We start from the raw sequence: 25,073 nt of genomic DNA on the forward strand, positions 1-25,073 counted from the left end.
CGCTGTTCCTCTCCGGCGCCTACGAGGTGAGCTGTCGGGTTCGGGCGGGAGTTGCCCGGCCGCGCCGCCTTGCGGCGACACGACTTCACCCCTAGCCGTTCCGGTGCGACATGTGTCGTCCGGCCCGGCGACTTACCTGGGTCCCCCGCTCCTGCCGTGCGAGTGTCTTCGTCGATGAGTCTCGGTCCGGGCGGCGGCAGGATTCGGCGTCCGCCCGACAGGCCGGGAACGTATGCGAGAGCACACGCCCGGAACAAGTGGCGGACTCACGCACCGCCCCTCTTGACCTTGGAAGGAGGCGCAAGGGGTGCTTGATCCTTTGCTGCTGCCAAGCCTCAACTTGGGTGTGGTGCAAGGGGAAGCGCGGGTGCGACGAGGTGGGGGTGTCCGCGGGTGCGAGTGACCCAACTCACGGGCATCCACAAGAGTGGTAAATCGGGCAATGGGCCCAACTCATTGCCAACCGGCCGTCCGTGGGATCCGCTTCTCCCGGGCCCGGTGGAAGACCACCTCGCCGCCGTCGGTGCAGATCACCTCGTTGGAGGTGAGGAAGTCCGTCCCGTCACAGCTGATCGCGCCGTCGCGTCCCAGGCGCGCTCCGGCCGGTGTGGCCGGATCGACCGGTCCGAGCGGGTACGGGCGGACGCGCCACAGGAAGCCAGGGAGATCTCCGTGTCCGAATGCGGAGGAGTTGGAGGCCGGATGGCGTCGCGGATATGAAGCTGGTGGCGCAGGCAAAGCTCTGCCGACATCCGTGCAGGCGACGGCATTTGAGGCAACGCTGCGCGCCTGCAACGAGGCAGCGACTTGGGTCAGCCGGGTCGCCTTCGAAAAGGAGGTGAAGAAGAACTTCGCGCTGCGCAGGCTCACCTGCGACGAAGTGAAGGCGCGATGGGAGCTGGGGGCCCAGGCCGCCCAGCATGTGATCAAGAAGACATGCGACGCGTATGCCACTCTCAGGGCGAACCTGGGGGCCGGGAACCTCGGCAAGCCTGGATCCAAGCGATACCGCAGGGCGGCTGAGCAGCCCATTGCCTTCCGCCCAGAGGGTGCGCAGCCGTACGACGACCGGATGCTGTCCTGGCAAATCGCTGAGCGACGGGTCTCCATCTGGACCGTTTCCAGGCGGCTCAAGGATGTGGCGTTCGTTGCCTCTCCCGAGCGGCTGGCCACGCTGGCGCTGCACCGCAAGGGCGAGTCCGATCTCGTCTGCCGGGACGGTATGTGGTTCCTGCTGGCCACCTGTGAGGTACCCGAGGCCGAGCCGAAGGCGGACCCGGTGGACTTCCTCGGTATCGACCTCGGCATCGCGAACAGCGCCACCACGTCCGGTGGCGAGATCTTGGCCGGGCGGGCGCTCAATCGCACGCGCGTTCTAGAGCGGGAGCTTCGTGCCAAGCTGCAAGGCAAGAACACTCCGCATCGCGAAGCATGTGGGGCATCCGCGAGCGGGTACGGTTTCGCAAGCCCCAACGGGCCACCCACGCCGGCTGGTCGTTTGCCCAGCTGGGGGCGTTCATCGCGTACAAGGCCCGCCGGGCGGGGGTGCCGGTGGTGTACGTCGATCCGGCGTACACCTCGCGCACCTGCGCCGAGTGAGGGCACCTCGACCGGGCGAACCGGGTCTCGCAGGCCTGGTTCGCGTGCCGGAACTGCGGATTCGTTGATCACGCAGACCGATGGGGGCACCTCCCGATCGAGTGAAGTCGAGGGTGGGGGAGGCTCCCGCAACGTCCGCGCTCGTGCGTGGGAGTTGTGGTGACGCGGGGCCGGGTCAACGGCCCCTGTCGCTCCACGTGGCGGTGCCGTTGCAGCCCAGCCGCGACCCCGGCATGATCCGCCGGAGAGTGCCGTAGGCGACGGAGACGGAGGTGGCGATTCCGGCCGACATGCCCAAGCCGCCGTGGGCCGATGTGTCGGCGACGTAGAGGGCGAGGATGGCCTGCCATGCCGAGGAACGAGAAGCGTTCCCAGGCCTCGAGACCGGAGAGGGTGAGCAGGCCTTTTGGGCCGGCCGAAGAAGGCGTGGTCCTCGGGGGGCGGCGGGTGTGGCGTCGCGATCGATTCATGACACGCTCCGCTATTTCTGCATAAGTCAGTACATATCATTTGGTATCAAGTGATCAAAAATAAACCGGGAGTGATCCGATACCGCCCGAGCTGGACGGGCGGGCGCTATCGGTGATCGAAACTTGACCGGATACGCTGACTTGAGTGATGGCAGCGACCTATCGACAAACCGTGTAATCGCCAGTAGACACCAGCAGACAGGAGACCCCTCGTGACCGTCGTCGGGCCGTTCGGGCTGAGCGTGCGGGACCAGGCTCTGGAAGCCGATGTCCAGGCCGGGTTGGCGGCTGTCGAGGAGGGATTGCTCGAAGCCACCAAGAGTGAGGTCCCTTTCATCACGGAGGCCGCCCAGCATCTGGTGCGGGCGGGTGGAAAGCGGTTCCGGCCGCTGCTCGTGATGCTCTCTGCCCAGTTCGGGGATCCGTATGCGCCCGGGATCGTGCCGTCGGCGGTGGTGGTGGAGCTGACCCACCTGGCGACGCTGTATCACGACGACGTGATGGACGAGGCGGAGGTGCGGCGCGGGGTGTCCAGCGCGAACGCCCGCTGGGGCAACTCGGTCGCCGTCCTCACGGGTGACTTCCTGTTCGCCCGGGCCTCGTACATCCTGGCGGACCTGGGGCCGGAGGCGGTGCGGGTCCAGGCGGAGGCGTTCGAACGGCTGGTCACCGGTCAGATCCTGGAGACGGCGGGGCCGACGGACGGGCGCGACCCGGTCGAGCACTACCTGGATGTGCTGGGCGGCAAGACGGGGTCGCTGGTGGCGGTGTCGTGCCGGTTCGGGGCGATGATGTCCGGGGCCGACGAGACGGTCGTCGATGTTCTGACGCAGTACGGCGAGCGGCTCGGCGTCGCCTTCCAGCTGGCGGACGACGTGCTGGACATCGCCTCCGACTCCCACGAGTCCGGGAAGACACCGGGGACGGATCTGCGCGAGGGCATCCCGACCCTTCCCGTGCTGCGGCTGCGGGAGCGGGCGACGCGGCTGGGGCTGGCCGAGGACATCGCGCTGTGCGAGCTGCTGGACTCCGACCTGAGCGACGACGCACGGCATGCCGAGGCGTTGGCCGCGCTGCGGGCGCATCCCGCGCTGGAGCAGGCGCGGCGGGACACGGTGCGGTACGCGGAGGACGCGCGGGCGGCGTTGGCTCCGCTGCGGGAGTGCGGCGCGAAGGTGGCGCTGATGGAGCTGTGCGACGCGGTGGTGCATCGGGCGGGCTGACCCACCCGAGCACTCACGCGTGGCGCACACCACAGGCCTGGATTGAATTCAAGCCAAGATCATCTCGTATGCATGCCCAGAAGCTGACGCAGGGGCTGTCAGCTGTCCTACGGGAAGAAAACATCATCATGGGCATGAACGCGACGTTCTCGACACGCCGTAAGACCCTGATCATCGCCGCCGTCGTCCTGACCACCGTCGGCGGTGTCGCCGCCACCACGATTCCCGCCACCGCCGCCGAAGACACCGGCACCCTCCTCGCCACCAGCCTCCGGGGCGCCAACGAGGTGCCCGCCGGGGACCGGGACGGTGTCGCACTCCAGTTCGTGAAGGTCGACGGCGACAAGGTGTCCGTCGCCGTCAAGTGGCGCGGCACCGACAAGCCGACCGCCCTGCACATCCACCAGGGCGCCAAGGGCACCAACGGCGCCGTCAAGGTCGACTTCACCAAGCTGCTCGGCAGCAAGGGCAAGGGGCACAGCGTCACCGGGACCGTCACGGTCCAGGACGCGGCGCTGCTCAACGCGCTCAAGACCGACCCCAACTCCTTCTACGCCAACCTCCACACCGCCGAGTTCCCGGGCGGAGCCGTCCGCGGGCAGCTCCACAAGGTCACCGTCGCCTCCTTCGACTTCCGCGACGCGCTCGACAACTTCCAGGCCTCCGTCGTCAAGGGCAAGCAGATCTACGAGTGCAAGCCCGCCGAGGGCGGCGGCCACGCCTTCGCCCAGCGGGATGTGAGCGCCGTACTCGGCGGCCGTATCGCGCACTCCTTCGTCGAGCCCAACTCCGGTACCCCGCAGTGGATCGCCCGCGACGGCAGCGCGGTCACCGGGGCGGTCATCTCCAGGACCCCGAACGGGGACGGGAACATCCCCGAGCTGGACCTCAAGGCCACCCAGTCCGGCAAGCACCACGGCCTGCTCGCCGACACCGCGGAGATCCTGCGGCTGAACACCGTCGGCGGCGTCGCCCCGGCCGGCTCCTGCTCGCCCGGCACCGTCGTCGGCGTGCCCTACCAGGCGGACTACGTGTTCGTAGGCCGTTGAGCGACCCTGACAACAGGCGGCGCCCTCCCGAACCCCTACGGGTCGGGGGAGGCGCCGCCGCCCTGTGTCATACCGCAGGTGTACACGGAGTTGATCCCGGGGTCTGACGATTCCTCCCGGCGGATTTGGTCAGATGGACATCACGGAAAACACCACTCCTCACCGATTCGGGTGAGAATGGCGGCTACGGGGTGGACGCACGGGAGTTGACAGGCCGCCGCCGACGACGGAGGTAAGGCACACATGGCACCGTTCGAAACCGAAGACAGCACGACCGCCGCGGAGGAGGTCGACGACCGGTACACGGGTCGGCGCAAGGCCGCGCGGTACGTCGTCCCGGTCGCGGTGGTGGGGGTGGCCGCGGCGACCATCGGGCTCGTCCCCGCGCTCGCCGACTCCGGCGACCCGGATCTGCCGAAGATCAGCGCACAGGAACTCATCGAGAAGATCGCCGCGTCGGACGTACAGCAGCTGTCCGGCACGGTGAAGATCAGCACGGATCTGGGGCTGCCCGACCTCGGCGGACTGGCGAGCGGTTTCGCCTCCGGCGCCATGGAGTCGGGCAAGGGATCGGACGGCTCCTCCGCCGACCCGTCCTCGAAGCTCACCGAGCTCGCGTCCGGCACGCACACCGTGCGTGTCGCGGCCGACGGCCCCGACAAGCAGAAGCTCTCGCTGCTGGAGAACGCCTCCGAGTACAGCCTGATACACAACGGCAAGGACGTCTGGGGCTACGACAGCAAGTCGAACGAGGTCTACCACGCGACCTCGTCCGAGAGCGCCGGCAAGGAAGCGAAGGAGCGGGAAGACGTCCCGGCCACGCCCAAGGACATGGCCGAGGAGGCCCTGAAGGCCGTCGACGACACCACCTCCGTGACCGTCGACGGCACCGCGCAGGTCGCGGGCCGGGACGCCTACCGGCTCGTGATCAAGCCGAAGGACTCGGGCTCCACGGTCGGTCAGATCACCGTGGCCGTGGACTCCAAGACCGGAATGCCGCTGAAGTTCACGCTGACCCCGTCGAGCGGCGGCGCCGCCGTCGTGGACGCGGGCTTCACCCAGGTCAGCTTCGCCAAGCCGGCCGCCTCCACCTTCGACTTCACCCCGCCCAAGGGCGCGAAGATCACCGAGGGTGAGGACGTCGAACACGGCGAGCACGGCCAGACGCACGAGAAGTCCGAGGAGGACCTCGGCAAGGGCCTCGACGGCCTGAAGGTCATCGGCGAGGGCTGGAACTCCGTCGCCACCTTCGACACCGGCGGCCAGGGCATGCCCTCCGGCGCCGAGGTCGGCGGCGACATGGGCGGCTTCCTCGACTCGCTCGGCGACAAGGTGACCGGCAAGTTCGGCTCGGGCACGGTCTTCAAGACCCGTCTGATCAACGCCCTGATGACGGACGACGGCAAGGTCTACGTCGGCGCGGTCGACAAGGACGCCCTCGTGAAGGCGGCGAACGCGGGGCAGTAAGTACCGTACGCGCATACGGTGAATGCCGTACGCGTACGACGCATCGAGGAAGCCAGAGGAAGCCGATGGGCGAACCGTCCGCCACGGAGCCGGATCCGCCGGGCGCGGGAGGGGCCGACGACAGCGTCATCGGGACGGATGACGACAGCGTCATCGCCACCCGCGCGCTCACCAAGCGCTACCGCGGCGGGCAGCTCGCCGTCGACGGTCTCGACCTGACCGTCCCGGCGGGCAGCGTCTTCGGCTTCCTCGGTCCGAACGGCTCCGGCAAGACCACCACCATCCGCATGCTGATGGGCCTCATCGATCCCACCTCCGGCTCGGCCCGCGTGCTGGGCCGGCCCATGCCCCGCTCGGCGCGCGCCGTGCTGCCCCACGTGGGCGCGCTGATCGAGGGACCCGCCCTGTACGGCTTCCTCTCCGGCCGCGACAACCTGATCCGGTACGACGCCGCCGACCCGACCGCCGACCCGCGCACCCGGCGCACCCGCGTCGCGGCGGCGCTGGACCGGGTGGGCCTCGCGGCCGCCGCCGGCAAGAAGGCGAAGGCCTACTCGCTGGGCATGAAGCAGCGCCTGGGGTTGGCCGCCGCACTGCTCCAGCCGCGCAAGCTGCTCGTCCTCGACGAGCCGACCAACGGCCTCGACCCGCAGGGCATGCGCGAAATCCGCGCGCTCATCAGGGAGCTGGCCTCCGACGGCACCACCGTCTTCCTCTCCTCCCACCTCCTCGACGAGATCGAGCAGGTGTGCACGCACGCGGCCGTGATGGCCCAGGGCCGGCTGATCACGCAGGGTGCGGTGGCGGACCTGGCGGCGGGCGCCCGTGGCCGGCTCGTCGTGACGACCCCGGACGCGGCGGACGCGGCCCGGGTGCTGAAGGAGCAGGGGGCGTCGGACGTCGTGATCACCGAGGACCGGGTGAGTGCCGAACCTCCGGACCGCGATCTCGCCGACGTGAACGCCGCGTTGGTGACGGCGGGCGTCCGCGTCCGCGGCTTCGGGGTCGAACGGGCCTCCCTGGAGGACGCGTTCGTGGCGCTGACGGGGGAGGGCTTCGATGTCGCAGGCTAAGACGGCCGTACCGGACGAGAGGGCCGTACAGACTGAAACCGCCCGCGATCCACGGCTGGTGTGGACCCTCGGACTCCTCCGCAACGAACTGCTGACCACCTTCCGCCGCTGGCGCACCCTCGCGCTGCTGGGCGTGCTGGCCGCCGTACCGATCCTGGTCGGGATCGCCGTGAAGATCGAGACCAGCGACGGTTCCTCGCCCGGCGGCGGGGGCGGCGAGGGCCCGGCGTTCATCTCGCAGATCACCAACAACGGCCTGTTCCTGGTCTTCACCGCGCTCGCCGCGACGCTCCCCTTCTTCCTGCCGATGGCGATCGGCGTCATCGCGGGCGACGCGATCGCCGGCGAGGCGAACACGGGCACCCTGCGCTACCTCCTGGTCGCCCCCGCCGGCCGCAGCCGCCTGCTGCTCACCAAGTACGCGACCGTGCTGGCCTTCTGCCTGCTGGCCACCCTCGTGGTCGCGGTCTCCGCGCTGACGGTCGGCGCGCTGCTCTTCCCACTCGGCGACCTGACGACGATCTCCGGCACGCAGATCAGCTTCACCGAGGGCCTGGGCCGCGCCTTCCTGATCGCCCTGGTCGTCGCCGCGTCACTGATCGGCGTCGCGGCCCTCGGCCTGTTCGTCTCGACCCTGACCAACAGCGGTATCGCGGCGATGGCGACCACGGTCGGCCTGCTGATCACGATCCAGATCCTCGACCAGATTCCCCAGCTCCACGCGATCCAGCCGTACTTCTTCTCCCACTACTGGCTGTCCTTCGCCGACCTCATGCGCGAACCGGTGTACTGGGACGACCTGGTGAAGAACCTCGGCCTCCAGGCCCTGTACGCGGCGGTGTTCGGCTCGGCGGCCTGGGCACGCTTCACGGCGAAGGACGTCTCCTCCTGAGCCACGCTCACTCGGCCTCGTACGCGGTTCCGTCGATCGTCCGGAGCAGCAGGTCCTCCCGCCCGTGCGGCGCCACCAGCTGGAGCCCGACCGGGCAGCCGTCCGGCCCGAATCCCGCCGGGACGCTGATCGCCGGGTGCCCGCTCAGGTTGAAGGCCCAGGTCAGAGCCGTGGAGTAGCGGTCGCCCGGGCCCTCGTGGCCGTGCGGGACGTTGGGAGTCGTCGGCGTCAGGAGCAGCTGGGCGTCGGCGAAGAGGGCGGCCAGTCGCCGGTCGTTCGCGGCCCGGACGCGGTGGGCGGTCGTGAGATCCGCGCCGGGCGTGCGCAGAGCGAGCCAGGCGGGGGCCGGGTCTTCGAGCCGGAGGGCGGTGCGTGGCCGTACGAGCCGTACGACACCGGCGTCCGCGAGCCGCACGGCCGCCGCACGAGCGACCGCCACCACCTCCGGGTCGGGGTCGGCGAAGCCGAGGTCGGGGGACCAGAAGGCGGTCGGGGGCAGCGGGTCGCCGCCCCCCGCCGTGTCCCCGGAACCCGACGCGTGCGCCGACACCACCCGCCAATACGCCGCCGCGTCCGAGGCATGGCGGGTGAGGACACCGGAGGCCGTGAGGCCCGTACGGTCGGCTGTCGGCAGCCGTCCGTTCGTGACCTTCAGCCCGACCACACCGCACCACGCCGCCGGAATCCGCACCGACCCCGCCCCGTCGCTCCCGGTCGCGAGCGGCACCAGCCCCGCCGCCACGGCCGCCGCGGACCCGGCCGAGGAGCCGCCGGGCGTACGGTCTGCCCGCCACGGATTGACGGTACGGCCGTGCGCGCCGAGTCCCCAGGTCTGCCAGGGCGTTCCCGGCCCGGGGACGGACGTCGCGCCCACCGCCACACACCCGGCGGCCAGCAGCGGAGCCGTCGAACGCAGCCCGTGCCGCCCCTTCACCCCGATCGGAACCCCGGCCAGCGGGAGCGACTCGCCCGCGGTGATCCGCGCGTCCACGACAGCCGCCCGCCGCAGCGCCGCCTCGCCCCACACCTCGACGAACGCGCACAGGGTCGGCTCGGCCCGCTCGATCCGCTCCAGCGCCGCCGCGACCACGTCGACGGCACGCAGCGCGCGCGACCGTACGGCGGCGGCGGTCTCCTCGACGGAGAGGGCCGCGATGCCCGTGAGCCGCGTAGGACTTGGCCGGTCGCTCAGCGGGACCGTCCGGGTGATGCGGTGAGGCGGGCCAGCGCCTGCGTCTCGCGCGGCGGGGTCCCGCTCAGGTCGCCCAGCCGCCAGGCCTGCACCCAGGGCACGCGGTACACGTCGATCGCCGACTCGATCACCTTGATCTGCTGGGCGAGCGGACGCGGCAGCCGGCCGGGCGCGTCCGCGACCAGCACGACCGCGTCGAGATCGAGGCCGGGCGGAGTCTCGCCGTGCCGGAAGACCTCCAGCGCGTGCAGAGCGGCCCGCAGCCCGGTCGCGTGGGTACGGGCGATGAGCAGGACCGACCTCGGGGCGGCGGGGCCGGGCCAGTCGCGTCCGCAGTCGTGGCCGCCGTAGACCGTGGCGAGAGTGGAAGTGCCGGCGCCGCCGTGTGTGCCGACGAAGGAGTAGCGCCGGGGTGTGGCGGAGGCGTGGGCGGGCTCGGGCGGTACCGGCTCCGACACGGCCACCGGTCCGCGGATCCAGATCTCGGGTCCTCGGGTCACGTTCGTCCGCATGCCCGCGCTCCTTCCTGTCATGTGCCTCTGATGATCACGGAAGCCCGGACGGCCCGTGACGAGGGGTGAATTCCTGGCACAAGCCTGTGACGTCACAGTGACGTGAGAACCGTGGGCGAGCGGAGAGACTCGACAGTACGTGTGTACGTGTACGACCGGATGTCGACGCTGCGGGACGTGAGCCCGACGGCGGGAGGGAGCACCATGGATCCCGAACGCGTTGTCCGGCTACTCCCCGACGCATCCGAGTGAGGGAACCGATGTCTCGACTCAGCCGCGACAAGAAGCGGGACCACCAGCGCGCGGCCGCCCCCGCGATGGCGCCGATCGACGTTCTGGTGCCGGTGGCCGGTCCGGGGGTGGGCGGCGCGTCCGTCGGCGGTGTACCGGTCGTCGCCGCCCCCGGCGAGGAACTCCAGCAGACCGTCCTGAACCACCTGCACCACATCGCCCTCGCCACCGGCCACGCCGTCCACGCCACGATCCACGACGAGCGCATCGGCTGGGTGGTCCCCCTCCGGATCAACCCGGACGGCTCGAGCCACTTCACGGCGGATCCGGTAAGGATGGCTCCGCCGGGGGAGGCGGGGGAGGCCGCCGGGCGTGCTTCGGGGATGCCGGATGTGCAGGCACCGACACCGGCATCGTCCGCGCCGGAGGAGCCCTACTGGCCCGCGCCCCCCGATTCCCCCGACGCCGCATCCGTGGAACCGCCGGACGCACACGCACAGGCACAGGCCCCCGCCCGCGACCGGCCCACGCACCTTCTGCGGCCCGTGTCGGAACCCGTGCGGGACGCCGTCCCCACCTTCCCCCTGCGGGCCGTGTCCGAGTCCGGGCCGGGTGGCGACTCCGTGCCGTCGACCTTCGTCCTGCGGTCCTTGCCCGAGCCGTCTCAGGGACAGGCGCCCGGTACGGTCGCCGCTCCGACGGGGGAGTTCGGGCCGCCGCCGGTGATGGACGCGAAGCCCGAGCCCGCCGCCGTTGTGGAGGAGCTCGACCCCGACCCGAAGCCGACCCCTCCCCGGGGCTTCGACGCCGTCGCCGAAGCCGTACTCGGGGACGAACCGCCGGTGGACGGCACCGCGCTCCTCGCGGAGCCGATGACGCGGATCAACGAGGCCGTCCGGGCCGGGCGGACGGACACCGCGGCGGAGCTGGCGGAGCAGACCGTGACCGAGGCCTCGGTCACGCTGGGGCCGGAGCACCCCGAGGTGCTCCGGCTGCGCGAACTCACCGCCTACATCGCCTACTTGGCGGGCGACCCGGTTCGTGCCTTCCACCTCTCCCTCGACCTCGCCCGTGCCCGCCGCCGCGCCCGGGACGCGGAGGCGGCGTACGGCAACATCCAGAGCGCCGCTACCGCCTGGCGTGCCGTACGCGACCCCGCGCACGGCCTGGAACTCGGCCACGCCCTGATCGGCCTGTGGACCGAGCTCACGGGCGAGGACGGCCCGGCCGCCGACGACATCGAGGAACTGGAGTCGGCCCGCGCCCGCATGGACCGGCTCACCGAACGCGCCCGCACCAGCGGCTGACGGCTGTTACTCCGACAGCTCCCACACCGCGTGGGCGATCGCGTCACTGTTCCGGTCCAGCGCGGTGTCGTTGATGTTGGCGGTCGTGTCGCAGGACGAGTGGTAGCAGCGATCGAAGGCCTGCCCCGCCGTACCGCCCCACTTGGCCGCCTGCGCCGCGGACTTCGTACGGCTCGCCCCGGTGAACAGCCCGCCCACCGGCACGCCCGCGCTCTTGAAGGGCGCGTGGTCGGAGCGGCCGTCGCCCTCCGTCTCGATCTCCGTCGGGACGCCGAGGCCGGTGAAGTAGTCCTTGAAGGTCTTCTCGATGGCCGGGTCGTCGTCGTAGACGAAGTAGCCGGGGTTCGGTGAGCCGATCATGTCGAAGTTGAGATAGCCGGTGATCCGCGAACGGTTCGCTGAGGACAGGTTGTTGACGTAGTACCGGGAGCCCACCAGGCCCAGCTCCTCCGCGCCCCACCAGGCGAACCGCAGGTGCTTGGTGGGCTTCAGGTTCGCGCGCGCCACGGCCAGCGCGGTCTCCAGGACCGCCGCCGAGCCGGACCCGTTGTCGTTGATGCCGGCGCCGGAGGAGACGCTGTCGAGGTGGGAGCCCGCCATGACGACCTGGTTGGCGTCCCCGCCGGGCCAGTCGGCGATCAGGTTGTAGCCGGTGCGGCCGGAGGCCGTGAACTGCTGGACCGTGGTGGTGAATCCGGCGGCGTCCAGCTTGGCCTTCACATGGTCGAGCGAGGCCCGGTAACCGGCACGGCCGTGCGCGCGATTGCCGCCGTTGGCGGTGGCGATGGACTGCAACTGCGTCAGATGCGCCTTGACGTTGGCTACGGGGATGTCGGGCGCGGCAGCCACTGCGGGCTTCGACGCGGGGGCCACGGCGGGCTCGGCGGCCGGGGCCGCGCCGGCTATGGATCCGCCGGCCAGGAGCGAGACGGCCGCGACGACGGCGGTGGCCGTGGCGCGTCCGGGAACCGAGAGCTTCATGTGGGGGGCTCCGAATTCCTTGGGAATCCCTGAACCCACAGGGATTCCACAGCGAATGAGGTGCCCGATGGTGAAGCTGAGGCTGACGTTCCGTCAAGAGCGTAATCCGGTCAGCGCTGTTCGCATAGCGGAGCGCCCGGTGCTCAGTGCACGCAGAACTCGTTCCCCTCCGGATCCGTCATCACCACCCACTCGCCCCCGGCCTCCTTCACCTCCCGCAGCACGCTCGCACCGAGCTTCGACAGCCGCTCCACCTCCGCCGCGCGTCGCCCCTCGCCCGGATGCAGGTCGAGATGGAGCCGGTTCTTCACCGCCTTCGCCTCCGGTACGCGCTGGAACAGCAGCCGCCGCCCCAGCCCGGTCCCGCTCTCCTTGTCGTACGGGTCCTCCGGATGCCGTACGGCGACCAGGTCCCGCCAGGCGCGGCGGCCGTGCGACTCGACGGTGAGCTCGGCCGGTACCGCGCCGAAGCCCAGCAGTTTCTCGATGAGCGCGCTGTTGTCCTCGACCTCGTAATGCAGCGCGGCGGCCCAGAAGCCGGCCTGCGCGTGCGGGTCACCGGCGTCGATGACGAGCTTCCAGTGGACGGGAGTGGGTGCGGTCTCTGTCATGTAACCACTTATACTGGTTACGTGAGTGAGCATGCAATGGAATCGCCGGGACGTCAGCCCGGCCTCACCCTGACTTCGTACGGCGGCCATTCCTTCCGCTTCGACCCGGGCGCGCTCTGTCTGGAGCTGGTGACGACGGGCGGGCCGGGTGCCTTCGCGCGGTGGGAGGTACTGCACGAGCCCGCGGACCTGGTGGCCTGGGCCAATCGCAGCAGACTGCCGGACGGGCTTGGACTTGCCGTAACACAAGACGAGTTGGCGGAGGCGCGGGGACTGCGCAACGCCCTCTTGTTGCTCGCCGCGGACCGCGCCCACGGCCGCCCACTTCAGCCGGGCCACCTCGACATCGTCAACGCGGCCGCCGCCGAACCCCCGTTGGTCGCCCGCCTCACCCCCGACGGCACCCGCGCCTGGGCCCCGGGCGCCACGGGCACGCAACTGCTGTCGACGGTCGCCCGCGACGCGATCGACCTCTTCACCGGCCCGTACGCCGACCGCATCCGCGAGTGCGGTGGCCACAACTGCGCTCTGCTCTTCGTCGACACCTCCCGCCCGGGCCGCCGCCGCTGGTGCTCGATGGAGCACTGCGGGAACCGGGCGAAGGCGCGGGCCTTCCGGTCGCGGCAGGCCGCTGACGAACAGGCCACTTGAGAACAGGCCACTTGAGAACAGGCCGCTGAAGAACAGGTCACCGAAGAGCGCCGGCCTCCGCGCTCGCCTCCGCCTCCCGCGCGTCGTACGCCGACCGCGCCGCCGCGATCTCCTCCTGGTGCGCCTCGGTCCACGTCACCAGGGACCGGATCGTGGCGTGCAGGGTGCCGCCCAGCGGCGTCAGTTCGTACTCCACCCGCGGCGGCACCACCGGATGGACCGTCCGCTTCACCAGCCCGTCCCGCTCCAGCGAGCGCAGCGTCACGGTCAGCATCCGCTGGCTGATGCCGTCGATCTCGCGGCGCAGTTCCGTGAACCTCAGCCGCCGGTTCTCCAGCAGCGCGATGACGAGCAGCGACCACTTGTCGGCCACCCGGTCGAGGATCTGCCGCACCTGGCAGTCCTCCCGGCTGTCCCACTGGAAGGGGTCGGTGTCGCCGTAGTCCACGGTGCCGGTGCCCGCGCAGTTACTCGGTGACTTCAAAGTGCCTTCTTCCATAGTCTGTTGATGCTGCCGCAGGGTGGAGGCGGTTACAAGAGGGAACCGACCCTCAGTCCCGTAACCGCCCGATGTCTACATGTGGAGTGCTGCCATGGGCACGCGCGCTTGGGCGCTGTTACTCGTCCTCTGCGGAACGATCTTCCTGGAGGGCATCGACGTCGCGATGATGGCGGTCGCGATCCCGTCGATCAGGTCCGATCTCGGGCTGACGACCGGCACCGCGGCCTGGGTGATGAGCGCCTACGTCCTCGGTTACGCCGGCTTCACCCTGCTCGGCGGCCGGGCCGCGGACCTGCTCGGCCGCCGCCGGATGTTCCTGCTCTGGCTGACGGTGTTCCTGCTCTTCTCGGGGCTCGGCGGCTTCGCGACCGAGGGCTGGATGCTGGTCGTCGCCCGCTTCGTGACCGGGGTGTCCTCCGCGTTCATGACGCCGGCCGCGCTGTCCCTGATCACCACCTCGTACGAGGAGGGCCGGCAGCGTGAGAAGGCCCTGCTGGTGTTCGCCGGCACGGCGGCCGGCGGCTTCTCGCTCGGGCTCGTCGTCGGCGGCCTGCTCACCGAGCTCGGCTGGCGCTGGGTGTTCTTCGCGCCGGTACTGATGGCGGGCGCGCTGCTCCTGGCGGCCGTACGGCTGATTCCGCGACAGCAGGGGGTACCGGACCCTGCCCACCGCACGTTCGACCTCCCCGGCGCGCTCACCGCCGCCGGCGCCATGCTGCTGGCCGCCTACGCCGTCGTACGCCTGGAACACGGGCTGGACGGGTGGCGGTTGACCGCCGTGGCGGCCCTCACGGCGCTGCTGCTGGCCGCCGTCTTCGTCGCCGTCGAGCGGCGCACGGCCGCCCCGCTGGTCCGGCTCGGCATCCTGCGCAAGGGCCCGGTCGTGCGCGCCGATCTGGGGGCGCTGCTGTTCGTCGGGGCCTTCATGGGGTTCCAGTTCGTGGTGACCCTGTACCTGCAGGAGCTGCGCGGCTGGTCGTCCCTTCAGACGGCGATCGCCCTGGTGATCATGGGCTGTGACGTGGTGCTGGCCCCGACCCTCACCCCGAAGCTGGTCACCCGCTACGGCAACACCCGCGTGATCGTCGGCGGCTTCGCGCTGGCGGTCGTCGCGTACGGGCTGTTCCTGCCGGTCGGCATGGACTGGCCGTACCTGGCGATGCTCCCGACGCTGTTCATCTCGGGCACGGCCTTCGCGCTGGCGTACGGCCCGTTGACGATCGCCGCGACGGACGGGGTGGAGGAGTCCGAGCAGGGGCTGGCGAGCGGGCTGCTGACCACGGCCACGCAGTTCGGCTCGGCGATCGGGATCTCGGCGGTGACGGCCGTCTACGGCTTGGCAGCCGCGGGGTCGGAACCGGACGCGAGGCTCTCCGCCTTCCGTGCGGCGCTCACCGTGCCCGTCGTCATGGTGGTGCTGGGCCTGTTGATCTCGGCCCTGAGCGTGCGGGCGGCCCGGCGTGCGGTGCGCAGCGCGTCCCAGGTGAGCAGGGTCAGCGCCAGCCAGACCAACGCGAACCCGGCCCAGCGCTCGGGCGGCATGGCCTCGTCGAAGTAGAAGATGCCGAGCAGGAACTGGAACACCGGGGCCAGGTACTGCAGCAGCCCCAGCGTGGACAGGGGCACGCGGATCGCGGCCGCGCCGAAGCAGACGAGGGGCAGCGCGGTGACGATGCCGGTCGCGGCGAGCAGGGCCGCGTGCCCCGGGCCGTCGGTGGTGAAGGTGGACTCGCCCTGCGCGCTCAGCCACAGCAGATAGCCGAGCGCGGGCAGGAACTGGATCGCGGTCTCGGCGGTCAGCGACTCGACGCCGCCCAGGTTGACCTTCTTCTTCACCAGCCCGTAGGTGGCGAAGGAGAAGGCGAGGGTGAGGGAGATCCACGGCGGGCGGCCGTAGCCGATGGTGAGGACGACGACGGCGGCGAAGCCGACGCCGACCGCCGTCCACTGCGCGGGCCGCAGCCGCTCCTTCAGGAGCAGGACGCCTATCGCGATGGTGACCAGGGGGTTGATGAAGTAGCCGAGCGAGGCCTCGACGACGTGGCCGGTGTTCACGGACCAGATGTACAGGCCCCAGTTCACGGTGATGACGGCCGCGGCCACGGCGACGAGGCCGAGCTTGCGCGGCTGCCGCAGCAGCTCGCCGGCCCATGCCCAGCGCCGGATGACGACGAGCGCGACGGCGACGAAGACGAGGGACCAGACCATCCGGTGGGCGAGGATCTCGGCCGCTCCGGCGGGCTTCAGCAGGGGCCAGAAGAGAGGGACCAGGCCCCACATCCCGTACGCCGCGAAGCCGTTCAGCAGACCTATGTGCCGCTCGCCCTTCGACGTCCCGGTCACGGGCCCCTCCTTCTCACGTCGAGCTCGCCTGCAAGAAGGTAACGCCGAGCGCCCCCGCCTGTCATGTCCGTATCGACATACGGTCATGACAGGCGGGGGTGGTGCGTCCGAGGCCCTGAGGGGGGAGTGCGGCCCCGGGCGCGGGTCCGGCTGTTCGTGCCCGTCGCGCGCGGGCGTTTCCGCCCTTGAGCGCGGGGGTCTCAGTTCTTGAGCGCGGCCGCTATCGCGTCGGCGAGCGGGGTGGTCGGGCGGCCGGTCAGGCGGGACAGGTCGCCGGTGGAGACGACCAGCTCGCCCTTCTCGACGGAGGCGTCCACGCCCGCGATGATCGCGGCGAGCGGCTCGGGCAGGCCGGCGCCGGCCAGGATGCCGGTGAAGGCCTCGACGGAGACCGGGTTGTAGGCGATCTCCTTCCCGGTCTGCTTGCTCAGCTCGGCCGCGTACTCGGCGAAGCTCCAGGCCTCGTCGCCGCCCAGCTCGTACGTCTTGTTCTCGTGCCCCTCGCCGGTCAGTACGGCGACGGCGGCCGCGGCGTAGTCGGCGCGCGAGGCGGAGGAGACCCGGCCCTCGCCCGCGGCCTGGGTGACGGCGTTGTACTGCAGCACCGGGGCCAGGTTCTCGGTGTAGTTCTCGTGGTACCAGCCGTTGCGCAGCAACACGTACGGCAGGCCCGAGGCGAGCAGTGCCTCCTCGGTGCCCCGGTGGTCGTCGGCCAGCGCGGCGGTCAGGCTGCCGGGGGCGCTGGTGTAGGCGAGGAGCGCCACGTCGGCCGCCTTGGCGGCGTTGATGACGATCTTGTGCTGGCCGACGCGGTCGTTGCCGACCTCGCTGCCGGAGATGAGCAGCACCTTGTCGCCGGCCGAGAACAGGCCGTCGAAGGAGGCGGGGGCGTTGTAGTCGGCGAGGGCGATCTTCACGCCGCGGTCCGCGAGGTCGGCGGCCTTCTCCGCGTTGCGGACGACCGCGGTGATCTGGTCGGCCGGAACCTTCTCCAGCAACTGCTCCACGACGTGACGGCCGAGCTGGCCGGTGGCTCCGGTGACGACGATGCTCATGATCAGAACTCCTAGTGGGGTGCGTCTGACCACTAACCGTAGGGGATGCGCTAACTCTACGAAAGTACCCACTTTGAGGTAAGGTACTGGTATGGCAGTAAGTGACTGGGTCAGTGACAGCGAAGAGATGTGCCCGCACCGCTTGGTTCTGGAGCACGTCACCAGCCGCTGGGGCGTCCTCGTGCAGATCCAGCTCCTGGAGCGTCCGCACCGCTTCAGCGAGCTGCGCCGGGCGATCGGCAGGGTCAGCGAGAAGATGCTCACACAGACGCTCCAGACCCTGGAGCGGGACGGTCTGGTCCACCGCGACGCCAAGCCCGTGATCCCGCCGCGCGTGGACTACTCCCTCACCGAGCTGGGGCGCGAGTCCGCCGAGCAGGTGCGCGCGCTGGCGATGTGGACGCAGAAGCGGATGGACGACGTGGAGAGCGCGCGCCGGGCATACGACGAGGCCCGGGCGTCGCAGGCCCGGGCCTCGTAATCACCGGAGCTTTGTCAGCCCACGACCGTCCAGGTGTCGCCGCCCGCCAGCAGCGCCGCCAGGTCACCCTTGCCGTTCTGCTCGATGGCCGTGTCGAGCTGGTCGGCCATCTGGGTGTCGTAGACAGGGCGCTCCACGGACCGCAGGACACCGATCGGGGTGTGGTGCAGCGTGTCCGGGTCGGCCAGCCGGGAGAGGGCGAAGGCGGTGGTCGGGGATGTCGCGTGGGCGTCGTGGACCAGGATCCGGTCCTCGTTCTCCGGGGTCACCGTGACGACTGCCAGGTCGCCGGTCTGCTGGTCCCGTACGACACCGCGCGTGCCGTCCGCCCCGAAGCGGATCGGCTTCCCGTGCTCCAGCCGGATCACCGCCTCCTCGGCCTGCTGCTTGTCCTTGAGGGCCTCGAAGGCGCCGTCGTTGAAGATGTTGCAGTTCTGGTAGATCTCGATCAGGGCGGTGCCGGGGTGCGCGACGGCCTGCCGCAGTACCTCGGTGAGGTGCTTGCGGTCGGAGTCGATGGTCCGTGCCACGAACGACGCCTCCGCGCCGATCGCCAGCGACACCGGGTTGAAGGGCGCGTCCAGCGAGCCCATCGGCGTCGACTTGGTGATCTTGCCGACCTCGGAGGTCGGGGAGTACTGGCCCTTCGTGAGGCCGTAGATCCGGTTGTTGAACAGCAGGATCTTCAGGTTCACATTGCGCCGCAGGGCATGGATGAGGTGGTTGCCGCCGATGGAGAGGGCGTCGCCGTCACCCGTCACCACCCACACGCTCAGATCCCGTCTGCTGGAGGCCAGGCCGGTCGCGATCGCGGGCGCACGGCCGTGGATGGAGTGCATGCCGTACGTGTTCATGTAGTACGGAAAGCGGGAGGAGCAGCCGATGCCGGAGACGAAGACGATGTTCTCCTTGGCCAGGCCGAGCTCGGGCATGAAGCCCTGGACCGCGGCGAGGATCGCGTAGTCACCGCAGCCGGGGCACCAGCGCACTTCCTGGTCGGACTTGAAGTCCTTCATGGACTGCCTGGCCTCGGCCTTGGGAACGAGCGAAAGCGCCTCGATCGTGCCCGTGCCTTCCGTGGACGTCTCAGCCATCGATGGCCTCCTTCAGAGCCGTGGCGAGCTGCTGGGCCTTGAACGGCATTCCGTTGACCTGGTTGTACGAGTGGGCGTCCACCAAGTACTTCGCTCTGACGAGCGTGGCGAGCTGACCGAGGTTCATCTCGGGGATCACCACTTTGTCGTAACGCTCCAGGACCGCGCCGAGATTCCGCGGGAAGGGGTTGAGGTGGCGCAGATGGGCCTGCGCGATGGACTCGCCGGCCGTGCGCAGCCGCCGTACCGCCGCCGTGATGGGTCCGTAGGTCGAGCCCCAGCCCAAGACCAGGGTCCGCGCCTCGTGCGGGTCGTCGACCTCCACGTCGGGGACGTCGATGCCGTCGATCTTGGCCTGGCGGGTACGGACCATGAAGTCGTGGTTGGCGGGGTCGTAGGAGATGTTGCCGGTGCCGTCCTGCTTCTCGATGCCGCCGATGCGGTGCTCCAGGCCCGGCGTGCCCGGGACAGCCCAGGGACGGGCGAGGGTCTGCGGGTCGCGCTTGTACGGCCAGAAGACTGCCGTGCCGTCGTCCAAGGTGTGGTTGGGCCCCTGGGCGAACTGGATGGTGAGGTCCGGCAGCTCGTCCAGCTCCGGGATGCGCCACGGCTCCGAGCCGTTGGCAAGGTATCCGTCGCTCAGCAGCATCACCGGCGTGCGGTAGGTCAGGGCGATGCGGACGGCCTCCAGAGCGGCGTCGAAGCAGTCGGCCGGAGTGCGGGGGGCCACGATGGGGACCGGCGCCTCGCCATTGCGGCCGAACATCGCCTGAAGCAGGTCCGCCTGCTCGGTCTTGGTCGGCAGGCCGGTGGACGGACCGCCGCGCTGGATGTCGATCACCAGCAGCGGCAGCTCCAGCGACACGGCGAGACCGATCGTCTCGCTCTTGAGCGCCACGCCGGGGCCACTCGTCGTGGTCACGGCGAGGGAACCACCGAAGGCCGCGCCCAGCGCGGCGCCGATGCCGGCGATCTCGTCCTCGGCCTGGAAGGTCCGCACGCCGAAGTTCTTGTGCTTGCTCAGCTCGTGCAGGATGTCCGAGGCCGGGGTGATCGGGTACGAGCCGAGGAACAGCGGCAGGTCCGCCTGACGGGAGGCGGCCACCAGGCCGTACGACAGGGCCAGGTTCCCGGAGATGTTTCTGTACGTGCCGACCGGGAACGCCTTCGCGGCCGGCGCCACCTCGTAGGAGACCGCGAAGTCCTCGGTGGTCTCGCCGAAGTTCCAGCCCGCGCGGAAGGCGGCGATATTGGCCGCCGCGATGTCGGGCTTCTTCGCGAACTTCGACGTCAGGAACTTCTCCGTGCCCTCCGTGGGCCGGTGGTACATCCATGACAGAAGGCCGAGCGCGAACATGTTCTTGCTGCGCTCGGCCTCTTTACGGGTGAGGTCGAATTCCTTGAGGGCCTCGACGGTCAGGGTGGTCAGCGGGACCGGGTGGAGGTGGTAACCGTCGAGGGAGCCGTCTTCCAGCGGTGAGGTGTCGTACCCCACTTTCTGCATCGCCCGCTTGGTGAACTCGTCCGTGTTGACGATGATCTCCGCGCCGCGTGGCAGGTCGGCGACGTTGGCCTTGAGCGCCGCCGGGTTCATCGCGACCAGGACGTTGGGCGCGTCGCCGGGGGTGAGGATGTCGTGGTCGGCGAAGTGCAGCTGGAAGGAGGAGACGCCCGGCAGGGTGCCGGCGGGGGCACGGATCTCGGCCGGGAAGTTCGGCAACGTCGACAGGTCGTTCCCGAAGGACGCCGTCTCCGAGGTGAAGCGGTCACCGGTGAGCTGCATACCGTCACCCGAGTCACCCGCGAAACGAATGATTACCCGGTCGAGGCGACGGACGTCCTTCGCCCCTGCCGCTTTGCGCTGCTCTCCCACGACGGTTCCGTCGGCCTGCTCCGCTGGGCTACTGACCTGGCTGGTCACTGAACTGGACCTCCCTCGAGGCGGCTGTCTGGGAGCGGCCTTACCGCGGCCCCTCCCAGGATCAACCCTACGACCGTAAGGGCCGCCTTCCCGTGGCCATTCGCATGATGGACACGGTTTTGAGAAGCCTCGACGCCCTGACTTGTCACGATTTACTCGCCCCCCGGCGCTTCCCTTGAAGACGCTCCCCTTGCTTCCGCGGTTCTTGCCCTGTGCGACTCTCTCCTCTCCGACTTATCTGACAGATTGTCAGATGATCAAGAGTTCAGATAGGTGAGGACGGCTAGGACGCGCCGGTGGTCTCCGTCGCTCGGGGACAGCCCGAGCTTGAGGAAGATGTTGCTGACGTGCTTCTCGACGGCGCCGTCACTGACCACCAGTTGCCGCGCGATCGCGGAATTGGTCCGCCCTTCGGCCATCAGCCCAAGAACCTCGCGCTCCCTGGGGGTGAGTCCCGCGAGCACGTCCTGCTTGCGGCTGCGCCCCAGCAACTGCGCGACGACCTCCGGGTCGAGGGCCGTACCCCCCTCGGCCACCCGCACCACCGCGTCCACGAACTCACGGACCTCGGCCACCCGGTCCTTGAGCAGATAGCCGACTCCGTGACTGGAACCGGCCAGCAGCTCGGTGGCATACCGCTCCTCCACGTACTGCGACAGCACGAGCACACCCAGCCCCGGATGCGCCTTACGCAGCTGTACGGCCGCCCGGACCCCCTCGTCGGTGTGCGTCGGCGGCATCCGCACGTCCGCGACGACGACATCGGGCAGCTCCCCCTGCGCGTCCAGCTCGGTGATGGTCTTGATCAACGCCTCCCCGTCACCGACCCCGGCGACGACCTCGTGCCCACGGTCGGTCAGCAGCCGGGTCAGGCCCTCCCTCAGCAGCACCGAATCCTCGGCGATGACCACCCGCACCTTGTCCTCCACGATCTATGGCCCCCCACAACCCCGACTCCACGCCCACCCGGACGACAGGTCCAGCATCCCAGCATTGGGGCACGGGCGCGGGTGGCGGCGGGAATCGGCGGGAAGTCGAGGGGGTGGGGTGGGGGGTTGGCGGGGTGGGTGTTTGTGGGGATGGGGTGCTTGGGGGATCCGGTTGTTTGATGGGTCTTGTTTGATGGGTCTTGTTTGATGGGTGGGGGAGGCTTGCCAGGGGGAGCGGTACCTCTCGGCCGACCGAATCGGCCGGGGGTGTGGTCCACCTCTCGAGGTACCGAGTCGGGCGGTGGGTGGGCATAGACCGGGGGTCCAGAGGGCGGAGCCCCCTGGCGGGGTCGAAGGGGCAGCGCCCCTGGTGATGGGACGGGTAGGGGCGGCGGGGGCGGGAAACCGCTCAGCCCAGCCCCCCTCGGCCCACCCCCCGATCCCCCCGCCACGGCAACTCCGCAGTCACCCGAGTAGGCCCACCCACCGGCGAATCCACCACCAGAATCCCGTCCACCGCGTCCAGCCGCTCCGCCAGCCCCGCCAACCCGGACCCCGCGGAGACATCCGCGCCCCCCACCCCGTCGTCCACGACCTGAAGCATCAGCCGGTCGTCCACCCGCCACACGTCCACCGCCGCCCGCGTCGCCCGCGCGTGCTTACTGATGTTCTGCAGCAGCTCCGACACCGTGAAGTACGCGATCCCCTCGATCGCCGGCACCGGCCGCGCCGACAGGTCCACGTCCACCTGCACCGGCACCGTGCACCGCGACGCCACCGCCGACAGAGCCGCATCCAGCCCCCGGTCCGTCAGTACCGCCGGATGTATCCCGCGCGCCAGATCCCGCAGCTCCTGCAACGCCGTCTTCACCTCGCCGTGCGCCTCGTCCACCATCCGCGCGGCCGCCCGCGGATCCTCCGTCAGCTTCTCCTTCGCCAGCCCCAGGTCCATGGCCAGCGCCACGAGCCGCGCCTGCGCCCCGTCGTGCAGATCCCGCTCGATCCGCCGCAGGTCGGCCGCCGCGGTGTCGACGACGACCCCCCGGTCCGACTCGAGCTCCACCACCCGCGCCGACAGCCGCGACGGCCCGAGCAGCCCGTGCACCATCAGCCGGTCCACCATCGTCAGCGCCCGCACGATCCACGGCGTGGCCAGCGTGAACAGCACCCCCACCAGCGCCGTCACGGTGATCTCGAAGGGGTTGTCGAGGTAGATGTGGTGGCCCTCGTCGCCGTACAGCTGGATCCCGTCCTGCCCGCCGTACATCGGGAAGAGCCAGAACCACAGCGGATACGTCATCAGCGTCCACCCGAACGCCCAGAAGTTCACGGCGACGGCGAAGGAGAACACCGACCACGGCAGATACAGCAGCGCGTACAGCAGCGACCGCCACGACGTGCCGCTCTTGAGGACGGCCCCCATCCAGGCCATGGCGCCCTGCTTCTTCATCCGCAGCGGCTCCGGGGCGCCCACCTCCAGCCCCAGCAGCCCGCGTGCCCGGGCCCGCTCCAGCGCCCCGAAGCCCCGGCAGCCCGCCAGCCCCGCCGCCAGCACCGGAATCCCGAGGAACGTCACGAGCAGACCCGCGCCGAGCGAGACCATCGTGACGGCGTACGTGAACAGCAGGACGCTGATCGGCAGCCCCAGCAGCACATACGCCAGCTCGCGCCAGCTACGCGCCTCGAACGGCGCCCGCAGCCCAGCCGGCAGACGATGCCACCGCCCGTCGTCACCCGCGCCCGCCTCGCGGGAACCCGGGCCGCCGTAGGACCCCAGGTCCCGCCCGTACTCCGTTTCGTACGCCGTTTCGTACTCCGTGGCCATCGCCGTCGTCCTTCTCCTCGTCCTACGGCTGTGCTGTGCCCTGCGGCTGTGCTCGCCCTGCGACTGCGCTGTGTGCCGTACGGCTGTGCGGCGCGCCGCGACCGTGCTTGCCGTGTGCCGCGCCGTACGGCTGTGCTGTCGTACCTCCACCCTGCTCGGTCGCAGGTCCGCGGACCATGGAGTCCGTCGGCGTCTTGGACGGGGGGTTTTCCCTACCTCTTGCCCGGCTCGTCGGTCCGGTCCCGCCACGGCAGCTCCGCCGTGACCACGGTCGGGCCGCCCGGCGGCGAGTCGATGACGAACAGGCCGTCGACGGCGCCCAGCCGGTCGGCGAGGCCCCGCATGCCCGTACCGGCGTCCAGACGCGCGCCACCGCGGCCGTCGTCCCGCACCTGGATGAGCAGCCGGTCGTCCGACCGCCACACGTCGACCGCCGCCGACCTCGCCCCGCTGTGCTTGCTGACGTTCTGCAGCAGCTCGGAGACGGTGAAGTAGGCGATGCCCTCGATGGCCGCCACCGGTCTGGAGTCCAGGTCGGCCGTCACCTTCACCGGCACCGTGCAGCGCGAGGCGACCGAGGAGAGGGCGGCGTCCAGGCCGCGGTCGGTGAGGACCGCGGGATGGATGCCCCGGGCGAGGTCACGCAGCTCCTGGAGCGCGAGCTTCACCTCGCCGTGCGCTTCCTCGACCATGGCCGCCGCGACCTTCTCGTCGACCTGGCCCTCCAGCAGCTTCTCCTTGGCCAGGCCCAGCCCCATGGCCAGGTTGACCAGCCGGGCCTGCGCGCCGTCGTGCAGATCGCGCTCGATCCGCCGCAGGTCGGCGGCGGCCGTGTCGACCACCACCCCCCGGTCCGACTCCAGCTCGGCGATGCGCCGCTCCAACTCGTCGGAGGGCGACAACAGCCCGCGCACCATCGCCCGGTCGGCGTTGGTCAGGCCCCGCGCTATGAACGGCAGCACCGGCCACAGCACGAACAACGAGGTCAGCGTGATGGCGAACGTGAGGACGCCCCACGGCAGCCGGATGAACTCGTACAGCATCGTGCGCCAGCCCACCGGGTCCTTCAGGCCCATCCACAGCTGTGGGAAGAACCCGCCCCTGCCGCGCAGCGGCAGCGGACTCGGCTCGTCCACCCGCACCCCCAGCAGTTTTCTGGCTCGCGCCCGCTCCAGCTTCCCCAGCTGTCGTGCGCCCACCAGCCCCGCCGCGAGCAGCGGGAACCCGATCACCGTCACGGTCAGGAGGGCGCCGGTGAACAGCACCGTCACGACGTAGGTGAATCCGAGCAGCGACACCGGAAGGTTCGCCAGAAGGTGCGCGATCTCCTTCCAGGTGTGCCGGTCGTAGGCGAAACGGGCCGGTGGCAGGCGGTCGCTGTCCGCTCTGCCGGTATCTCCGGCGCGGCCCGTGGGCACGAGGCGTTCGGTCATACGGCTTAGCGTGCCGCGCGGTGCGCCGCCGCGCCATGAGGTCGACCGCCAGGATCCACTGGGGAAAACCCCACCCTCACAACCTGCGGTCCACCTCAAGGCGTGACGGGCTGCTTACCGTTTCTTTAGCAGGGCCTAGACTCCCGTGCGTAACAGATCGTCGTACGACACCGTTCGCGAGACTCACGAGTTCATGGGGCTCGCGAGTTCATGAGGCTCGCGGATTCGCGAG

At 70.2% G+C, this 25,073-nt stretch carries 21 protein-coding genes, 3 pseudogenes and 1 riboswitch; of the genes and pseudogenes, 10 read left to right on the plus strand and 14 right to left on the minus strand.

What is annotated here, in order from left to right; translation table 11 throughout:
• Window positions 1–3 precede the first annotated feature (3 nt).
• A riboswitch (cyclic di-AMP (ydaO/yuaA leader) is annotated at window positions 4–184 on the minus strand.
• A gap of 269 nt (window positions 185–453) precedes the next feature.
• Window positions 454–644: pseudogene (locus ABT063_RS18385) on the minus strand (hypothetical protein); the annotation flags it as partial.
• Between the two features lie 787 nt (window positions 645–1,431).
• On the opposite strand from ABT063_RS18385, the gene ABT063_RS18390 reads away from it, so the two are divergent.
• Complete coding sequence (locus ABT063_RS18390; RefSeq protein ID WP_351058389.1) at window positions 1,432–1,599, plus strand: zinc ribbon domain-containing protein; 168 nt, start codon at window positions 1,432–1,434, stop codon at window positions 1,597–1,599.
• 244 nt (window positions 1,600–1,843) lie between these two features.
• On the opposite strand, the pseudogene ABT063_RS18395 reads toward ABT063_RS18390, so the two are convergent.
• Window positions 1,844–2,109: pseudogene (locus ABT063_RS18395) on the minus strand (peptide MFS transporter); the annotation flags it as partial.
• 172 nt (window positions 2,110–2,281) lie between these two features.
• On the opposite strand from ABT063_RS18395, the gene ABT063_RS18400 reads away from it, so the two are divergent.
• The 5 genes from ABT063_RS18400 (at window position 2,282) to ABT063_RS18420 (ending at window position 7,773) form a co-directional block, all read left to right on the plus strand.
• Window positions 2,282–3,292, plus strand: a complete 1,011-nt coding sequence (locus ABT063_RS18400; protein ID WP_351058390.1) for a polyprenyl synthetase family protein — start codon at window positions 2,282–2,284, stop codon at window positions 3,290–3,292.
• A 134-nt stretch (window positions 3,293–3,426) separates the two neighbouring features.
• Window positions 3,427–4,341: a CHRD domain-containing protein gene (locus tag ABT063_RS18405; protein WP_351058391.1), complete on the plus strand. Its 915-nt coding sequence runs from the start codon at window positions 3,427–3,429 to the stop codon at window positions 4,339–4,341.
• Between the two features lie 243 nt (window positions 4,342–4,584).
• Complete coding sequence (locus ABT063_RS18410; RefSeq protein ID WP_351058392.1) at window positions 4,585–5,808, plus strand: LolA family protein; 1,224 nt, start codon at window positions 4,585–4,587, stop codon at window positions 5,806–5,808.
• 65 nt (window positions 5,809–5,873) lie between these two features.
• Window positions 5,874–6,881 carry an ABC transporter ATP-binding protein gene (locus ABT063_RS18415; RefSeq protein WP_351058393.1) on the plus strand — a complete coding sequence of 336 codons (1,008 nt, stop codon included), beginning with the start codon at window positions 5,874–5,876 and terminating at the stop codon, window positions 6,879–6,881.
• Window positions 6,868–7,773 carry an ABC transporter permease gene (locus ABT063_RS18420; protein WP_351058394.1) on the plus strand — a complete coding sequence of 302 codons (906 nt, stop codon included), beginning with the start codon at window positions 6,868–6,870 and terminating at the stop codon, window positions 7,771–7,773. The genes ABT063_RS18415 and ABT063_RS18420 overlap by 14 nt, the downstream gene beginning before the upstream one ends.
• Before the next feature lie 7 nt (window positions 7,774–7,780).
• On the opposite strand, the gene ABT063_RS18425 is transcribed toward ABT063_RS18420, so the two are convergent.
• Together ABT063_RS18425 and ABT063_RS18430 are read right to left on the minus strand one after the other, a co-directional pair.
• Window positions 7,781–8,863 carry an amidase family protein gene (locus ABT063_RS18425; protein WP_351058395.1) on the minus strand — a complete coding sequence of 361 codons (1,083 nt, stop codon included), beginning with the start codon at window positions 8,861–8,863 and terminating at the stop codon, window positions 7,781–7,783.
• A 98-nt stretch (window positions 8,864–8,961) separates the two neighbouring features.
• The gene (locus ABT063_RS18430; RefSeq protein WP_351058396.1) at window positions 8,962–9,477 is read right to left on the minus strand and encodes a DUF6668 family protein; all 516 of its coding nucleotides are present in this window, start codon (window positions 9,475–9,477) and stop codon (window positions 8,962–8,964) included.
• A gap of 260 nt (window positions 9,478–9,737) precedes the next feature.
• Here ABT063_RS18430 and ABT063_RS18435 point away from each other — a divergent pair, with 260 nt between their 5' ends.
• Window positions 9,738–11,015, plus strand: a complete 1,278-nt coding sequence (locus tag ABT063_RS18435; protein ID WP_351058397.1) for a tetratricopeptide repeat protein — start codon at window positions 9,738–9,740, stop codon at window positions 11,013–11,015.
• A 6-nt stretch (window positions 11,016–11,021) separates the two neighbouring features.
• Here ABT063_RS18435 and ABT063_RS18440 read toward each other — a convergent pair whose 3' ends face one another.
• Both ABT063_RS18440 and ABT063_RS18445 read right to left on the minus strand, forming a co-directional pair.
• On the minus strand, window positions 11,022–11,996 hold the full coding sequence (locus ABT063_RS18440; protein ID WP_351058398.1) for a M28 family metallopeptidase: 975 nt from the start codon (window positions 11,994–11,996) through the stop codon (window positions 11,022–11,024).
• A gap of 143 nt (window positions 11,997–12,139) precedes the next feature.
• Window positions 12,140–12,607 carry a VOC family protein gene (locus ABT063_RS18445; protein WP_351058399.1) on the minus strand — a complete coding sequence of 156 codons (468 nt, stop codon included), beginning with the start codon at window positions 12,605–12,607 and terminating at the stop codon, window positions 12,140–12,142.
• 36 nt (window positions 12,608–12,643) lie between these two features.
• On the opposite strand from ABT063_RS18445, the gene ABT063_RS18450 reads away from it, so the two are divergent.
• Window positions 12,644–13,258, plus strand: coding sequence for a CGNR zinc finger domain-containing protein (locus tag ABT063_RS18450; RefSeq protein WP_351058440.1), 615 nt, complete (start codon window positions 12,644–12,646; stop codon window positions 13,256–13,258).
• Between the two features lie 37 nt (window positions 13,259–13,295).
• Here the strand turns inward: ABT063_RS18450 and ABT063_RS18455 are convergent, their stop codons facing one another.
• On the minus strand, window positions 13,296–13,757 hold the full coding sequence (locus ABT063_RS18455) for a winged helix-turn-helix transcriptional regulator (RefSeq protein ID WP_351058400.1): 462 nt from the start codon (window positions 13,755–13,757) through the stop codon (window positions 13,296–13,298).
• Window positions 13,758–13,926: 169 nt separating this feature from the next.
• On the opposite strand from ABT063_RS18455, the pseudogene ABT063_RS18460 reads away from it, so the two are divergent.
• Window positions 13,927–15,009 (plus strand): annotated as a pseudogene (locus tag ABT063_RS18460) (MFS transporter); the annotation flags it as partial.
• A gap of 80 nt (window positions 15,010–15,089) precedes the next feature.
• Here ABT063_RS18460 and rarD read toward each other — a convergent pair.
• The gene (rarD, locus tag ABT063_RS18465; protein ID WP_502990841.1) at window positions 15,090–16,040 is read right to left on the minus strand and encodes an EamA family transporter RarD; all 951 of its coding nucleotides are present in this window, start codon (window positions 16,038–16,040) and stop codon (window positions 15,090–15,092) included.
• Between the two features lie 263 nt (window positions 16,041–16,303).
• A complete protein-coding gene (locus ABT063_RS18470; protein ID WP_351058402.1) occupies window positions 16,304–17,158 on the minus strand; it encodes an SDR family oxidoreductase in 855 nt (284 codons plus the stop codon).
• Between the two features lie 91 nt (window positions 17,159–17,249).
• Between ABT063_RS18470 and ABT063_RS18475 the strand changes: the two genes are divergently transcribed.
• Window positions 17,250–17,639 carry a winged helix-turn-helix transcriptional regulator gene (locus ABT063_RS18475; RefSeq protein WP_351058403.1) on the plus strand — a complete coding sequence of 130 codons (390 nt, stop codon included), beginning with the start codon at window positions 17,250–17,252 and terminating at the stop codon, window positions 17,637–17,639.
• A gap of 14 nt (window positions 17,640–17,653) precedes the next feature.
• Here the strand turns inward: ABT063_RS18475 and ABT063_RS18480 are convergent, their stop codons facing one another.
• The 5 genes from ABT063_RS18480 to ABT063_RS18500 all read right to left on the minus strand — a co-directional run bounded on the left by ABT063_RS18480 (window position 17,654) and on the right by ABT063_RS18500 (window position 24,841).
• A complete protein-coding gene (locus ABT063_RS18480) occupies window positions 17,654–18,733 on the minus strand; it encodes a 2-oxoacid:ferredoxin oxidoreductase subunit beta (RefSeq protein WP_351058404.1) in 1,080 nt (359 codons plus the stop codon).
• Window positions 18,726–20,654: a 2-oxoacid:acceptor oxidoreductase subunit alpha gene (locus ABT063_RS18485; protein ID WP_351058405.1), complete on the minus strand. Its 1,929-nt coding sequence runs from the start codon at window positions 20,652–20,654 to the stop codon at window positions 18,726–18,728. Before ABT063_RS18485 ends, ABT063_RS18480 begins: the two co-directional genes overlap by 8 nt.
• A gap of 257 nt (window positions 20,655–20,911) precedes the next feature.
• Window positions 20,912–21,571, minus strand: a complete 660-nt coding sequence (locus ABT063_RS18490) for a response regulator transcription factor (RefSeq protein WP_301184517.1) — start codon at window positions 21,569–21,571, stop codon at window positions 20,912–20,914.
• Between the two features lie 421 nt (window positions 21,572–21,992).
• The gene (locus tag ABT063_RS18495; RefSeq protein WP_351058406.1) at window positions 21,993–23,408 is read right to left on the minus strand and encodes a sensor histidine kinase; all 1,416 of its coding nucleotides are present in this window, start codon (window positions 23,406–23,408) and stop codon (window positions 21,993–21,995) included.
• Between the two features lie 212 nt (window positions 23,409–23,620).
• Window positions 23,621–24,841: a sensor histidine kinase gene (locus ABT063_RS18500; protein ID WP_351058407.1), complete on the minus strand. Its 1,221-nt coding sequence runs from the start codon at window positions 24,839–24,841 to the stop codon at window positions 23,621–23,623.
• Window positions 24,842–25,073 lie beyond the last annotated feature (232 nt).

This window comes from Streptomyces sp. NPDC002838, from assembly GCF_040295365.1.
Classification (GTDB): Bacteria; Actinomycetota; Actinomycetes; order Streptomycetales; family Streptomycetaceae; genus Streptomyces.